Raw genomic sequence first — 12,656 nt, 5'->3', positions numbered from 1 at the left:
AGCGACCGGGCGGGGCGCGTTTGGGGGGCGTCGCGGCCGACTCGGCGTCAGTACAGGACGTGTCGCGTGTCGTACGACCCGAGGACGCGGACCCAACCGTTGCTGGCGATTCCCTCGACTTCTTCGAGCGCCCCTTGCATCCGCTCTTCGTAGAGGCCGGCGTCGGCGTCGATGTGGAACAGGTAGTCGCCGAGGCGGTTGCCGCTCGGGCGCGACTCGATGCGCGAGAGGTTGATGTCGCGTTCGGCGAACGCTTCGAGCAGTTCCAACAGGAGGCCGGGGTAGTTCGCGTTCGGGTAGACGACGAGCGAGCTCTTGCCGCCGGCGTCCGAGCGCGCGGACTCGGGGCCGATGACGAGGAACCGGGTGGCGTTCGACGACTGGTCTTGGATGTCCTCGGCGATGATTTCGAGGTCGTCACCCGCGTTATCCGGGTGGCCGATGCCCGCGACCGTCGGGTCGGCGCGGGCGCGCTCGACGCCGCGGGCCGTGCTGGCGACGGCTTCGAGTTTCGCGTCGGGGTAGTTCTCGTCGAGGTACGACCGACACTGCGCGAGCGCCTGGGAGTGGCTGGCGACGACGTCGAAGTTCGCGCTCTGGGCCAACAGCGCGTGGCGGATGGGCGTGACGATTTCTTGAACGACGCTCACCTCCGAGTTCGCCACGGCGTCGAGGCTCTCGGTGACGCTCCCTTCGATGCTGTTTTCGATGGGGACGACGCCGCGCTCGAACGACCCGTCGGCGACCGCTTGGACGATAGAGGTGACCGATTCTCGGAAGGCGACGTCGTCGGCGACCGCGCGGGCGGCGCGATGGGAGTACGTGCCCGCCGGACCGAGCGTGACTGCCTGCATGGACGCCCCTTCACGAAGCGGCGACAAAAGACCGTCGGGGAAGGCAGATTCGGCCTATCGCTCCGCGCAGAACTCGACGAAGTTGCGGAGGATGGTCAGCCCGGTCTCGCCGGACTTCTCGGGGTGGAACTGCGTGCCGAAGACGGTGCCCGCCTCGTTGGCGACGACCGCGGGGAACTCCACGCCGTAGTCGGTCGACGCGACGACCGCGTGCTCGTCGTCGGGGTCGGCGTAGTACGAGTGGACGAAGTAGGCGTACTCGCCGTCGACGCCCTCGACGAGCGGGTGGTCGCGCCGGACGTTGAGTTCGTTCCAGCCCATGTGCGGGACCTTCTGTCCCTCGTCGAACCGGACGTTGCGGCCGGGGATGAAGTCGAGTCCCTCCACCTCGCCCTCGCCGGCGTGGTCGGCCTCCTCCGAGGAGGTGAGCAGCATCTGCATTCCGAGGCAGATACCGAAGACGGGCGTCCCGTCGGCGGCGGCCTCGGCGAGCGGTTCGCGGAACGGACCGGCGTTCTCCATCCCCTCGGAGAACGCGCCGACGCCCGGGAGGACGATGCCGTCGGCGTCGTCGAAGTCGGCGGGGTCGTCGGAGATGACGACGTTCGCCCCCGCGCGTTCGAGTCCGCGCATGGCGCTCCGGAGGTTTCCGAGCCCGTAGTCGACCATCACCACGTCGGCGAGGGTCTCCTCGGGCGGCTGTGTCGTGCTCATATCGAATGGTCCGCAGAGGGGAGCAAAGTGACTTTCCCTCGGGGTGAGTTCTCCGCGAGAGCCGTCGGAGACCGGCCGCACAATTCTGCTGCGCGCTCCCGACCCGTCCCGTGAGGGGAGGTCCGAAGTCCGGACGCGAAGACTTCACGGGCGCTCGCTGGGGCGATAGAGCCCGCAACCGGGGAAAACCCGTTTCTATTCAATACAAATATAGAGAAAAAATAGCAAATCTTAACAACAAGTGTCGGAATCATAAAACGAGTTCAATGGCGAGTAGACGAGAATTCATCAGAACGGCAGGAGTCACTGGCGTCGCGGGGTTGACGGCGCTCAGTGGATGTACGGGTGGCGACGACGGCTCGGAAGCGACGACGACAACGGCGGAGTCGGGGGAGCCCTCGGAGACCGAGGCGACGACGACGTCGACCGAGTCATCGCCGGAGTCCATCATGTTCGCGCTGACGCCCGCGGAGTCGGACGTGGACGTGGAGGCGCAGTATCAGCCGCTTTTCAACTACATCGAGTCCGAAGTCGGTGTCACGGTCGAATCCACCGTGGCGGCCGACTACGCGGCGGTGCTGCAGGCGCTCGACAGCGGACAGGCGGACATCGCCGACGCCGCGCCCGCAATCGCCATTCAGGGCGGCAACGAGGGCATCACCGAGGTCATCGGAATCCGCATCGCCTACGGGGCCTCGCGGTACTTCTCTCTCATCACGACGACGCCCGACAGCGGCATCGAAGAGCTGACCGACCTCGAAGGCGAGACGGTCGCGTTCGCCGACCGCCTCTCGACGAGCGGGTCGCTGTTCCCGCTGTACATGCTGAGCAAAGCCGGACTCGACACGGGCGGCGCCCCCGACGGCAACCCCGCGGACTTCGAGGCGCAGTTCTCCGACCACTCCACGGCCCGCGAGACGCTCGTCAACCGCGACGACGTCGTCGCCGCCGGCACGGGCGCGTTCTCGACGGCACCGCACGTCCCGGAAGACCAGTTCCCGGAGCAGTTCCTCGAAATGTCCGCCGAAAACGACGGCGACCTCGGGACGGAGTCGCCCGAACTGCAACTGCTTTCGTGTTCCGACCCCATCCCGCGCGCGCCGATTCTCGGCCGCACCGACATGGACCAGGGGCTGTACGACGACATCGAGGAGGCGCTGCTCAACGTGACCGAGGAGGACCTCATCAACGAGGACCTCAGCGACGACCAACAGCTCTGGTTTACCGGGGTCGACCAGGGGTCCGTCGACGACTACGCGCCCGTTCAGGAAGTCCTCGACGAACTCGGCGTCACGCTCGGTCAGTAAGAGCGAACTCCCCGGTTTTGTTCCCGTGCCGTGCGGTCGATACCCGACGAACGGTTTCGACCGCACGCGAACCACGCGACGCGACAGACACGATAATGAGTACGATCGAAGTAACGAACCTCAGCAAATCCTACGGAGATGTCACGGCCCTCGACGACGTCTCGTTCACTATCCCGGACGGCGAGTTCGTCGTCGTCCTCGGGCAATCGGGGGCGGGGAAGTCGACCCTCCTCCGCTGTCTCAACGGGATCACTCGCCCGACGAGCGGGTCGATCACCATCGACGACGCGAACGTGATGGGACCTCGAAACGACGTGGCAATGATATTTCAGCAACACTACATACTCGGACAGATGAGCGCGTACAGCAACGCGCTCACCGGGGCACTCGGCCGGACTTCGTTTCTCGGCAGCCTGCTCGGCCTGTACGACGGCGACGACAAGAAGGAGGCGCTCCGCGCGCTCGAAACCGTCGGGCTGCTCGACGAGGCCAACCAGCGCGCCGGGAAGATGAGCGGCGGCCAGCAACAGCGCGTCGGCATCGCCCGCGCGCTGGTCCAGAACCCGAACCTACTGCTCGCCGACGAGCCCGTCGCGAGCCTCGACCCCGCGAGCGCGGAGACGGTGATGCGATACATCCGCGACGCGGCCGACGAGCGCGACTTGACGACCATCGCGAGCCTCCACCAAGTCAACATCGCCCGCGAGTTCGGCGAGCGGTTCCTCGGGATGAAAGACGGACAGATCGTCTTCGACGGCTACCGCGAGGACTTCAACGTCGACGTCATCGACCGCATCTACGGCGACATCGAGACGGAGGCCATCCGCGAAGAACGGGCCGACGGCCCGCCCGAGAACAACGCGGCCGCCACGAGCGGAGCGAGGTCACATGAGTACTGATACCGACCGAATCGAGGACGCGCTGCGGAACATCCAGATCGCAAAGCGAGTCAGACTGCTGTTTTCGGTCGTCGTCCTCGTCCTCTTCGCGTGGTTCTTCACGAACGCGCTGAGCGAGGTGGGCTTTTCCGTCGGCGAAATCGTCGAGTACTGGCCGGAGTTCACCGACGCGCTGGGCGACTTCTTCCCGCCGGGGACGCTGTTCGGCGTCGTCCCCTTCGTCGACGTCAGCCAGTACTGGGCGTTCATCCAAGAGCGGAACCTCCTCCTCCAGTTCCAAGACGGCAACCCCGTTCTCGGCGCGGTGTTCGTCACGTTCGCGATGGGGTTCGCCGGGACCGTCCTCGGCATCCCCGGCGCGCTCATCCTCGGCGTCCTCGGCTCCGAGCGCGTGACGCCCTACCCGTTCAACTTCATCTTCCGCGGGACGATGAGCGTCATCCGCGCCATCCCGGCGCTGGTGTGGGCGCTCATCTACATCCCCCTCGGCGGCGTCTCGCCGTTCACGGCGACGCTCGCCATCGGGACCGACACGATGGGGAACCTCGGTCGCCTGTTCACGGACGCCCTCGAAGAAGTCGAGGACGGACCGATAGAGGCCATCGAGTCGACCGGCGCGAACAGCCCCCAGAAGGTCGTCTTCGGGATGCTCTCGCAGGTCTTTACGCCCTTCATCGCGTGGACGATGTACATCCTCGAAATCAACGTCCGCATCGGCGTCACGATGGGGCTCATCGGCGGCGGCGGGCTCGGTCAGGTGCTCCAGACCCAACGCGGACTGTTCAGGTACACGAACATGATGGCGACGATTCTCGTCATCTTCATGCTCGTCGTCTCCGTCGAGTTCGTGAGCCAGCGGGTCCGGTCGTACATCCGCGGCAACGAGGAGGGGACGAGCCTCCTCAAACTCGTCGTCGAGTTCCCCCAGCGGATGGCCCGCTCCATCTGGGAGTAACGCGGCGACCCGGCTCGGCGGTTCGCCCGCGGTACGGTTTTTATCGCACCCCCGCGTCTCACAGCGTAGCCCATGTCGTCGCCGCGTTCCACCTCGTCGCCGCCGTCCGCCGCCTCGGGGTCGCATCCCGTCTCCTCGCCGGTCGCCCTCGCCGCGCTCGTGGTCGCAAACCTCGTCCCGCTCGTCGGCGTCGTCTGGTTCGACTGGAGCCTGAAGGCGCTCCTCGTCGCCTACTGGCTCGAAAGCGGCGTCGTCGGCCTCCTGAACGTCCCCAAGATTCTCGCCGCCAGCGGCCGCGGCGGCGGCGGGGCGAGCATCAACGCCACCGTCAACGGCCGACGAGTGGACCTCTCGCCGCCTGAATCGCCCCGCGACGGCTTTCACCTCTACCCCTCGAACGTCCCCATCGCGGGGTTTTTCGCCATGCACTACGGGATTTTCTGGGTCGTCCACGGCGTGTTCGTCTGGTCGTTCGACGCCTTCGCGCCAGGGGCCGGCGCGGTCGGCGGCGTCAGCGGCGTCCCGCTGGGGGCGGTGCTCCTCGCCGCAAGCGCGACGCTCCTCAGCCACGGCGGGTCGTTCGCCGTCAACTTCGTCGGCCGCGAGGAGTACCGGAGCGTCTCGCCCGGCAAACAGATGTCCGAACCGTACCGCCGGGTCATCGTCCTCCATCTGACTATCATCCTCGGCGCGTTCCTCGTCGCCGCCTCGGGCGCGCCCGCCGCGGCGCTCGTCGTCATGGTCGTCGTCAAGACGGCGCTCGACGCGGGCGCACACCTCAGAGAGCACGCCCGCGCCGAAAAACGGGCCGACCGCGACGGTGGGTCGGCCGGCGAGCGAATCGAGGTCGGCGACGCGTCTGCCTGAGGCCCGGAGAACGCTCTCCCGCCGCGCTCAGAAGTCGCCGAGGCTGGCCTGTCCGTCCGCGGAGTCGGCGAGCCCCGAGAGGTCGGCGGCGCGCGCGATGGTCTCGAAGAAGCCCTCGCGCTGGCTCCGGTCGTACAGCGTCGCCGCGGGGTGAACCGAGAGGAGGACGCGGTAGGAGGCGTCGCCGACGCGGGCGTCGACGACCGACCCGGACTCGTTCGTGATGGCGACGCCGCGGTCGAGGAGGTGCTGTGAGGGGACTTTCCCGAGCGTGACGATTAGCTCCGGGTCGACGAGTTCGAGTTCGCGGGCGAGGTAGCCCCGGCAGTTCGATAGCTCGTCGCTCGTCGGGTCGCGGTTGTCCGGCGGGCGGCACCGCACGCAGTTGGTGATGCGGACGTCGGCGCGGGCGAGTCCGGCCTCGCGGAGCGCGTCGTCAAGCACGGAGCCGGAGCGACCGACGAACGGCTCGCCGCCCTCGTCTTCCTTCGCGCCCGGCGCTTCGCCGAGGAAGAGCAGGTCGGCGTCGTCGGGGCCGACCCCGTTGACGATGCGACTCCGCGAGTCGACGAGTTCGGGGCATCGCTCACAGCCCGTCACGCAGAGGCCCTCCATGTGTTCCATACCCGATTGGAGGGCGGGGGCGGCTTAATCCCCGGCGAAGCGTCGCGCGGCGCGGGCCGCCATCCGGGCCACGCGAATCGGCTCGGGGCGGCCGCCGGACGGGGTAAATCCGCGGACAACCCGCGCGGCCTCGTCGTCGTCGCAGCCGGCGGCCCGGACGAACACCGTCTCGCCGTTCACCTCGACGGGTCGGCGGGGCGGGGCCGCGCGGTAGACGGCGAGTCGCCGGTCGAGCGCCGCGCCCGAGAACTGCTCGGTGAGCGCGGATTCGAGCCCCTCGCTCTCCTCGAAGGAGACCGACAACACCGGGCGGTCGAGCGCCGCGGCGAGGCGGCGGATATCGACGAGGTTGAACCACGCCGGGGCGATGCCGGAGACGAGCAGATAGCGCACGTCTTCCCGGTCGAGGGAGGCGTACAGCGAGTCGATGGCGTCGGTCGCGTCGTCGCCGCCGACGGCGCACGTCTCGAAGGCGAGGCCGTCGACGACCCGGTCCGCGCGAACGACCGCGCCGCAGAGGACGCTCTCCGGAGACGGGTCTGTGGAAAAATGAGCGTCGTCAGCGTCGTCTGTGGGTGCGCGCGCCGCCCCGGAGTAGGATTCCGCGACCCCGAGGGCGCGAGACCCCGGCTTCACTCGTCTTTAATCTCCTGGAGCCGGTCGAGGAGTTCGTCGTTGGACGCGCCGATTTCGAAATCGACCTCGCCCTCGTGTTTCTCCTCACTCGTCGTGACGCCGTCTTCCTCGTCGAAGTCGACGTTCTGGTCTCCTTGTTCGGACTCGTCGTAGCTCCCAAATCCCATACAGTCATACGTACACGACCGAGCCCCAAAAAGGATTTGTCGCGCGAGCCCGATGTTCGGGGGCGATTCGCGCGAGCAGGGGACGCCTCGTCCGCCCGACTTTTTCCGGTCGGGCGCGTACGAGGCGGTATGGAAGTCGTTTCAGTCACCGCCGACGCCGAGACGTTCACCTGCAACGCCTACCTCGTCCTCGGCGAGCGAACCGTCCTCGTCGACGCCGGGACGATGCCGGGCGTCGAGGCGGTCGTCGCCGAGCACACCGACGACCTCGACGCGGTGGTCGTCACCCACCAGCACTCCGACCACGTGGGCGAACTCGACGCGGTGGTCGAGCGGTTCGACCCCGACGTGTACGCCTACGCCGACCACCCGCTTCGGACCCACGAACTCGGGGACGGCGACCACGTCGAGATGGGCGACGAGTCGTTCGAGGTCGTCTACACGCCCGGCCACGCCGACGACCACGTCTCGCTCGTGAGCGGGCGGTCGCTGTTCTCCGGCGACGTGTTCGTCTACAACGACGGCGCGTTCGACGACGGCAGTTTCGGCCGCACCGACATGCCGGGGCAGTCCCGAGAGCGCCTCATCAGTAGCCTGCACACGCTCTCAGACCGCCTTCCCTCGACGGTCGAGGCGCTGTACGCCGGCCACGGCGACCCCTTCGAGAACGAGGCCGGCGGCGACACCGTCCGCGACGCGCTCGAACGCGCCATCGAACGCGCGGAGCGGCGCGAGCCGAAGTACCCGGAGGAGTGAGATGGCGACCGACGCAGCGGGCGGACGGAACGGCGACCTGACGCGACTGCACTACGTCGGCGTCGGCCTCGCGGCCGTGACGGGCGTGATTCACCTCGTACTCGGGGCGGGCGCGCTGGCCGCGAACCTCGCCGACCCGCTCGGCATCGCGTTCATCGGGGCCGCCGCGGGGTTCGCCGCGGGCATCGTCGGCGTCCTCCGCGGCGACGAGCGCCTCCGCTCGCGGGTGGTGTTGCTCGGTATCCCCTTCACCGCCGGGCAGGTGGTCCTCTACGTCGCGCTCAACTGGCCGGATATCTTCGGCATCGGCGGCGTCGCGGACAAACTCGTCCAGCTCGCGCTGCTCGCGGTGCTGTTCGCGCTGTATCGGCGAGACGCCTGAGAGAGAAGCGTACGGGGTTACGCGGCGCGGCGTTCCTTCGACTTGGGTCGAAGGTGCTTGTAACCGCACTTGCGGCACTGCTTGGCCTTCTGGGGGTTCCGCGCGTTGCACCGCATGCAAATCTGCTTCTCGAGCGTCCGCTTCGTCGCAGCGTCACTAGCCATGCATACGAGTCCCGCCGCCGGTCGTATAACGCTTGCGAGACACGCCGCCGGCGCTCGCGGGGCGCTCGGCGGGCGTCCGGATGGGTCGGAAAACGCGGCGGTCCGCGGCGCGCTTACGCGCCGGCCTGGCTCAGCGCCGACTCGATATCGTCGCGCTGGGTGACGCCCACGAAGCGGTCGACGATGCCGTCGTCGTTCTCGACGATGAGCGTCGGAAGCGAGCGAACCTGATACTGGTTGGCCACGTCCTGCTCCTCGTCGACGTCGACCTTGACGAACTCGACGCTCTCGTAGTCGCCTTCGAGTTCGTCGAGAATCGGGTCCTGCGTCTTACAAGGGCCGCACCAGTCCGCGTAGAAGTCCAAGAGTCGAACAGTCATCGTATCCCGACGCATCTTGCCCGTCCCCGCGCATAAGGATTACTCATGGGCCCGCGGCTCTCCAGTTGTCCGTCCGGGCGTTACGGACGGATTCAGCGTCGTCGAGCGCCGAGACGCCCGCGAACCGGGTCGAAGAGAGGCGCGTTTGCCGGCGATTCGGGCGAGCGCCCCGACCGCGCGCCACGCGGCTCCGAAGCGAGCCGAAACGTTTAGGCGGCGGACGCACGGACGGTGGAACATGAGCAAGGGCCAGAACAGCGGCGGTCTGATGTCGAGCGCGGGCCTCGTCCGCTACTTCGACGCGGAGGACCGCAACGCGATTCGAATCGACCCCAAAACCGTCTTCGCCGCGGGAGCGCTGTTCGGCATCGGTGTGCTGGTGCTGAACTCGCTCGCGTTCTGACCGCCGACCGCCGAGCGGACGCTTTTTGTCTGCGGCTTCCCGAGACCCGTCCATGACTACGCTACGCGCCGGCGTCGTCGCCGTGCAGGGCGACGTCTCCGAGCACGCCGACGCCGTCGAGCGGGCCGCCGACGCTCACGGCGTCGACGCCGAAATCGTCGAGATTCGAAGCGACGGCCTCGTCCCCGACTGCGACGTGTTGCTCATGCCGGGCGGGGAGTCCACGACCATCTCCCGACTCCTCGAACGCGAGGGCATCGCCGGCGAGATTCGCGCCCACGTCGACGCCGGGAAACCCGTCCTCGCCACCTGCGCCGGCCTCATCGTCGCCTCCCGCGACGCCAAGGACGACCGCGTGACCACGCTCGACCTCCTCGACGCGACGGTCGACCGCAACGCCTTCGGCCGGCAGGTCGACAGCTTCGAGGCCCCGCTGGACGTGGCCGGCCTCGACTCGCCGTTCCCCGCGGTGTTCATCCGCGCGCCCCTCATCGACGAGGTCGGCGAGGACGTGGAGGTGCTCGCCGAGTGGGACGGCAACCCCGTCGCGGTCCGCGACGGTCCCGTCGTCGGCACCTCCTTTCACCCCGAACTGACGCCCGACAGCCGCCTCCACGACCTCGCGTTCTTCGACGAACTGGCGGTCGAAGCCGACGCCTGAGCGGCCGAGTAACTGGCGGAGTGACCGTCGCCCGCCGGAACCAGAGGGTCTTTTTCCGCGCCCGTCCGTCGTGCGACCATGGACGCCGACACCCCGACCGACGAGGTCTTAGACGAACTCTTTGCGACCATCGAGTCGCGCAAGGCCGACCTCCCGGAAGACTCCTACACGACGACGCTTTTCACCCACGAGAAAGGCGAGAACTACGTCCTCGAAAAGCTCGGCGAGGAGGCCACAGAGACCATCCTCGCGGCCAAGGACGACGACCGCGAGGAACTGCTCTACGAGAGCGCCGACCTCGTCTACCACCTGCTCGTCGTGCTGTCGATGAACGACGCCTCGCTCGACGACCTCCGCGAAGAGCTGAAAACGCGGTTCTGAGCGGCCGGGCGACCGTCTTCCGCGAACGCGACTGCGACCGCGGCCGCGACTTCGATTGCGACTGCGACCGCCGCCCCTCACCGGCCGCGGTTCCCGGACGAGACGGCCCGATTGCAAAACACCAAGAGCGTGCGTTTACGATAGCGCACTCTCTCGATGCACGCCCCTCGAACTCGTATCCGCCGGTCCACTCTCTCGCACGTCACGTCACATCGCGCCGCGCCCGCCTCCCGAGGGTCGGCCGCGTGAGTCGGCTGTTCGGCGGCGACGAGCCGTCGGTCGAGTTCGTCGCCGGGAGCCTCATCGCGGGCGTCTTCTTCGGCGGCGTCGGCGCGGGCGTCGCCTTCCCGACGCTCCCGACGCTCGGCCCCATCATCGGCATCACGCCGTTCGTGGTCGGCCTCATCCTCTCGGCGAACCGGTTCACCCGACTGGTCGTGAACACGCCCGCCGGGCAGATACTCGACCGGATGGGGACGCGCCGGCCGATGATAGCCGGGTTCGTCGTGCAGGGGCTGTCGCCGTTCGGCTACGTCCTCGGGCTGGACCCCGGTCCGATTCCGCTCGACAGCGCGACCGTCTTCCTCCTGTCGCGGGCCTGCTGGGGCGTCGGCTCGGCGTTCGTCTTCGTCGGCGCGTTCAGCACCATCACGCACGTCACCTCGGGCGAAAACCGCGGCAAGTGGGTCGGCTACATGCGCGGCGGGCAGAGCCTCGGTTTCCCCGCGGGTCTCGTCGTCGGCGGCCTCGTCACCGACGCGTTCGGCTACGCCACCGCGTTCGCCGTCGCGGGGTGCGCGGGCCTGTTCGCCGCCCTCGTCGCCATCTCCGTCCTCCCGGACGTGCAGACCGACGTGACGGCGGCGAGCTCGCTCCGCGACGTGCCGCGACTGGTCGGCTCCGACGTCCGCATCTTCACCGTCGGCACCGTCAACTTCGCCGTCCGCTTTCTGTTTTCGGGCGTCCTCCTCTCGACGGCCGTGCTGTACGCGACGGCGAACGACATCTCGCTCGGCGGTCTCTCGGGGGCCGGCGTCAGCGGCGTCGTGATGGCCGTCGGCGTCGTCGCGTCGAGCGTCACGACGCTCGCAGTCGGGCGGTACTCCGACCGCCTGTCGAACCGCGCGGCGCTGACGCTCCCCGCGCTGGGCGTCCTCGCGGCCGGGTTCGCCCTGCTGGCGCTCGTGCCGACGCTCCCCTCGACGCTCGCGGGCGTGGCGCTCATCGGCGTCGGCGTCGGCGGGTCGAACCCGCCGCTTTTGGCCTACCTCGGCGACCTCAGCCCGGCCGACGACGTGGGCAAACTCGGCGGCGTCTACAACGTCTTCGGCGACTCGGGGTCGACGCTCGGCCCGCTCGTGGCCGTCCCGCTGGCCGAGGTGGTCGGCTTCCGCGTCGAGTACCTCGCCTGCGTCGCGCTCGTCGCCGTCGTCGGACTGCTCGTGGCGCGGACGCTCTACGGAGAGGCGGCGACGGTGCCGCGGTCGGAACTATCGTGAAAACGGGATTCAGACGCGGGTCGGACGGCGCTACTTGAACTGGATGCCGAGGTCGTGCATGCCGTCGTTGTTCCGAGCGACGTTGATGAGAAGCGGGGTGATGCCCTCGATTTCGGAGGCGTTGGCGAGGCCGCCGCCGTCGAGCGCGCGGAGGCCGTCGATGCCCTCGGCGAGCAGGCGGACCGTCTCCTTCGCGTCCTCGTCGTCGGCGACGAGGAGGGTGTCGATGCCGAGGTCGGCGTCGAGGTCGGCCAGTCGGCCGGCCGCGAGGTTGTGGAACGCGCCGACGACCGGCACGTCGTCGGGGGCCGCGTCGGCGACGAGCGCCGTCACGCTCCCCGCCTTCGGCGGGTGGTAGTGGAAGCCGTCGTCGTCGCGCTTCATGCCCGCCGCGGGCGTGACGAGCACGTCGCCCTCGGACAGGGAGTCGGCGACGGCCTCGACGGTGTCGGAGACGTGGTACGGCGGCACGGCGAGGACGACCACGGAGGCGCGGTCGGCGGCCATCTCGTTCGTGAAGCCGTTTACCTTCACGTCGCGGCCGCGGCTGGAGAGTTCGGTCTCGTACTCGTCGGCCTTCTCGCGGGCCTTGTCGGGGTCGCGCGACCCGACGATGACATCGTGGTCGGTGTGGTAGGCCCAGCGGAGGGCGAGGCCCTCGCCGATGTCGCCGGTCCCACCGAGGAGTGCGATTCGCATACTCACACCTCCGGACCGAACCGACCTAAAGGGTTGTGCGACCGGTCGGTTCTGCCTGTGTTCGGGAGGGAACAGAGCTATAAGTTCAAAGGGCTGTCACGAAGGCGTGAACGAGTCGAGGTACTTTCAGGCGCTGACGCTGTGGTTCGTCGTGCTGATTTTCATGGGAACCGGGCCGGATATCGACGGCGTCCTCGGAACCGCGCTCGGTGTCTTCTGCGTCGCGCTGCTATGGGTGCTCCCGGTGTACGTCTCCGTCAAACTGGTCGACGACCTCGGCGCGCGGTTCGGGGGTCGATCGGGGTGAG

19 protein-coding genes are annotated in these 12,656 nt (G+C 68.2%); 11 read left to right on the top strand and 8 right to left on the bottom strand.

All coding sequences use genetic code 11. From position 1 onward, the window contains the following. Positions 1-47: 47 nt before the first annotated feature. Positions 48-854, bottom strand: a complete 807-nt coding sequence (pheA, locus tag NDI65_RS11685) for a prephenate dehydratase (RefSeq protein ID WP_089779494.1) — start codon at positions 852-854, stop codon at positions 48-50. A 54-nt stretch (positions 855-908) separates the two neighbouring features. Then, on the bottom strand, positions 909-1,568 hold the full coding sequence (gene hisH / locus NDI65_RS11680; RefSeq protein WP_089779496.1) for an imidazole glycerol phosphate synthase subunit HisH: 660 nt from the start codon (positions 1,566-1,568) through the stop codon (positions 909-911). A gap of 449 nt (positions 1,569-2,017) precedes the next feature. On the opposite strand from hisH, the gene NDI65_RS11675 reads away from it, so the two are divergent. From NDI65_RS11675 to NDI65_RS11660, 4 genes are all read left to right on the top strand, one after another. After that, positions 2,018-2,875 carry a PhnD/SsuA/transferrin family substrate-binding protein gene (locus tag NDI65_RS11675; RefSeq protein ID WP_244878220.1) on the top strand — a complete coding sequence of 286 codons (858 nt, stop codon included), beginning with the start codon at positions 2,018-2,020 and terminating at the stop codon, positions 2,873-2,875. Between the two features lie 95 nt (positions 2,876-2,970). Continuing rightward, positions 2,971-3,774 (top strand): phosphonate ABC transporter ATP-binding protein, encoded by an 804-nt coding sequence (phnC, locus tag NDI65_RS11670; protein WP_089779500.1) that lies wholly within the window; start codon positions 2,971-2,973, stop codon positions 3,772-3,774. Continuing rightward, positions 3,764-4,729, top strand: a complete 966-nt coding sequence (gene phnE, locus NDI65_RS11665) for a phosphonate ABC transporter, permease protein PhnE (RefSeq protein WP_089779502.1) — start codon at positions 3,764-3,766, stop codon at positions 4,727-4,729. Before phnC ends, phnE begins: the two co-directional genes overlap by 11 nt. A gap of 72 nt (positions 4,730-4,801) precedes the next feature. Continuing rightward, positions 4,802-5,596: a DUF6498-containing protein gene (locus NDI65_RS11660; RefSeq protein ID WP_089779504.1), complete on the top strand. Its 795-nt coding sequence runs from the start codon at positions 4,802-4,804 to the stop codon at positions 5,594-5,596. Between the two features lie 27 nt (positions 5,597-5,623). Here the strand turns inward: NDI65_RS11660 and NDI65_RS11655 are convergent, their stop codons facing one another. The 3 genes from NDI65_RS11655 to NDI65_RS11645 are packed head-to-tail and all read right to left on the bottom strand — an operon-like array spanning position 5,624 to position 7,023. Continuing rightward, positions 5,624-6,220, bottom strand: a complete 597-nt coding sequence (locus tag NDI65_RS11655) for a uracil-DNA glycosylase (RefSeq protein WP_089779507.1) — start codon at positions 6,218-6,220, stop codon at positions 5,624-5,626. A 24-nt stretch (positions 6,221-6,244) separates the two neighbouring features. After that, complete coding sequence (locus NDI65_RS11650) at positions 6,245-6,856, bottom strand: DUF99 family protein (protein ID WP_089779509.1); 612 nt, start codon at positions 6,854-6,856, stop codon at positions 6,245-6,247. Next, entirely contained in the window at positions 6,853-7,023 is a 171-nt protein-coding gene (locus NDI65_RS11645) for a DUF5786 family protein (RefSeq protein WP_004044482.1), read from the bottom strand. The genes NDI65_RS11650 and NDI65_RS11645 overlap by 4 nt, the downstream gene beginning before the upstream one ends. 129 nt (positions 7,024-7,152) lie before the next feature. Here NDI65_RS11645 and NDI65_RS11640 point away from each other — a divergent pair, with 129 nt between their 5' ends. Further along, positions 7,153-7,779 carry an MBL fold metallo-hydrolase gene (locus NDI65_RS11640; protein WP_310893677.1) on the top strand — a complete coding sequence of 209 codons (627 nt, stop codon included), beginning with the start codon at positions 7,153-7,155 and terminating at the stop codon, positions 7,777-7,779. 1 nt (position 7,780) lies between these two features. After that, entirely contained in the window at positions 7,781-8,161 is a 381-nt protein-coding gene (locus tag NDI65_RS11635) for a hypothetical protein (protein WP_089779513.1), read from the top strand. Positions 8,162-8,178: 17 nt separating this feature from the next. Here the strand turns inward: NDI65_RS11635 and NDI65_RS11630 are convergent, their stop codons facing one another. Together NDI65_RS11630 and trxA are read right to left on the bottom strand one after the other, a co-directional pair. Next, positions 8,179-8,325, bottom strand: coding sequence for a 50S ribosomal protein L40e (locus NDI65_RS11630; protein ID WP_004044485.1), 147 nt, complete (start codon positions 8,323-8,325; stop codon positions 8,179-8,181). Between the two features lie 113 nt (positions 8,326-8,438). Then, entirely contained in the window at positions 8,439-8,705 is a 267-nt protein-coding gene (gene trxA / locus NDI65_RS11625; RefSeq protein WP_049917914.1) for a thioredoxin, read from the bottom strand. A gap of 238 nt (positions 8,706-8,943) precedes the next feature. Between trxA and NDI65_RS11620 the strand changes: the two genes are divergently transcribed. From NDI65_RS11620 to NDI65_RS11605, 4 genes are all read left to right on the top strand, one after another. Further along, the gene (locus NDI65_RS11620) at positions 8,944-9,108 is read left to right on the top strand and encodes a preprotein translocase subunit Sec61beta (RefSeq protein ID WP_007274930.1); all 165 of its coding nucleotides are present in this window, start codon (positions 8,944-8,946) and stop codon (positions 9,106-9,108) included. A gap of 52 nt (positions 9,109-9,160) precedes the next feature. Next, positions 9,161-9,769 (top strand): pyridoxal 5'-phosphate synthase glutaminase subunit PdxT, encoded by a 609-nt coding sequence (gene pdxT / locus NDI65_RS11615; protein WP_089779515.1) that lies wholly within the window; start codon positions 9,161-9,163, stop codon positions 9,767-9,769. Positions 9,770-9,847: 78 nt separating this feature from the next. After that, on the top strand, positions 9,848-10,150 hold the full coding sequence (gene hisE / locus NDI65_RS11610) for a phosphoribosyl-ATP diphosphatase (protein ID WP_089779517.1): 303 nt from the start codon (positions 9,848-9,850) through the stop codon (positions 10,148-10,150). A gap of 245 nt (positions 10,151-10,395) precedes the next feature. Continuing rightward, complete coding sequence (locus NDI65_RS11605) at positions 10,396-11,649, top strand: MFS transporter (protein WP_089779519.1); 1,254 nt, start codon at positions 10,396-10,398, stop codon at positions 11,647-11,649. 30 nt (positions 11,650-11,679) lie between these two features. Here the strand turns inward: NDI65_RS11605 and npdG are convergent, their stop codons facing one another. Beyond that, on the bottom strand, positions 11,680-12,348 hold the full coding sequence (gene npdG / locus NDI65_RS11600) for an NADPH-dependent F420 reductase (protein ID WP_310893676.1): 669 nt from the start codon (positions 12,346-12,348) through the stop codon (positions 11,680-11,682). Positions 12,349-12,454: 106 nt separating this feature from the next. On the opposite strand from npdG, the gene NDI65_RS11595 reads away from it, so the two are divergent. Beyond that, entirely contained in the window at positions 12,455-12,655 is a 201-nt protein-coding gene (locus NDI65_RS11595; protein ID WP_089779523.1) for a hypothetical protein, read from the top strand. The last annotated feature ends 1 nt before the right edge of the window (position 12,656 follow it).

The organism is Haloferax sp. S2CR25, from assembly GCF_031624535.1.
GTDB lineage: Archaea > Halobacteriota > Halobacteria > Halobacteriales > Haloferacaceae > Haloferax > Haloferax massiliensis.
The sequence above is the reverse complement of the archived record's forward strand: the minus strand, read 5'-3'. Positions and strand labels throughout refer to the sequence as shown.

Excerpts from the sequence above, each read along its gene's own strand:
- hisH (WP_089779496.1), bottom strand. The coding sequence starts at position 1,568 with ATGAGCACGACACAGCCGCCCGAGGAGACCCTCGCCGACGTGGTGATG.
- pheA (WP_089779494.1), bottom strand. The coding sequence starts at position 854 with ATGCAGGCAGTCACGCTCGGTCCGGCGGGCACGTACTCCCATCGCGCC.
- NDI65_RS11675 (WP_244878220.1), top strand. The coding sequence starts at position 2,018 with ATGTTCGCGCTGACGCCCGCGGAGTCGGACGTGGACGTGGAGGCGCAG.
- phnE (WP_089779502.1), top strand. The coding sequence starts at position 3,764 with ATGAGTACTGATACCGACCGAATCGAGGACGCGCTGCGGAACATCCAG.
- hisE (WP_089779517.1), top strand. The coding sequence starts at position 9,848 with ATGGACGCCGACACCCCGACCGACGAGGTCTTAGACGAACTCTTTGCG.
- NDI65_RS11630 (WP_004044485.1), bottom strand. The coding sequence starts at position 8,325 with ATGGCTAGTGACGCTGCGACGAAGCGGACGCTCGAGAAGCAGATTTGC.
- NDI65_RS11660 (WP_089779504.1), top strand. The coding sequence starts at position 4,802 with ATGTCGTCGCCGCGTTCCACCTCGTCGCCGCCGTCCGCCGCCTCGGGG.
- NDI65_RS11620 (WP_007274930.1), top strand. The coding sequence starts at position 8,944 with ATGAGCAAGGGCCAGAACAGCGGCGGTCTGATGTCGAGCGCGGGCCTC.
- pdxT (WP_089779515.1), top strand. The coding sequence starts at position 9,161 with ATGACTACGCTACGCGCCGGCGTCGTCGCCGTGCAGGGCGACGTCTCC.
- phnC (WP_089779500.1), top strand. The coding sequence starts at position 2,971 with ATGAGTACGATCGAAGTAACGAACCTCAGCAAATCCTACGGAGATGTC.
- NDI65_RS11645 (WP_004044482.1), bottom strand. The coding sequence starts at position 7,023 with ATGGGATTTGGGAGCTACGACGAGTCCGAACAAGGAGACCAGAACGTC.
- NDI65_RS11640 (WP_310893677.1), top strand. The coding sequence starts at position 7,153 with ATGGAAGTCGTTTCAGTCACCGCCGACGCCGAGACGTTCACCTGCAAC.
- NDI65_RS11635 (WP_089779513.1), top strand. The coding sequence starts at position 7,781 with ATGGCGACCGACGCAGCGGGCGGACGGAACGGCGACCTGACGCGACTG.
- trxA (WP_049917914.1), bottom strand. The coding sequence starts at position 8,705 with ATGACTGTTCGACTCTTGGACTTCTACGCGGACTGGTGCGGCCCTTGT.
- npdG (WP_310893676.1), bottom strand. The coding sequence starts at position 12,348 with ATGCGAATCGCACTCCTCGGTGGGACCGGCGACATCGGCGAGGGCCTC.
- NDI65_RS11655 (WP_089779507.1), bottom strand. The coding sequence starts at position 6,220 with ATGGAACACATGGAGGGCCTCTGCGTGACGGGCTGTGAGCGATGCCCC.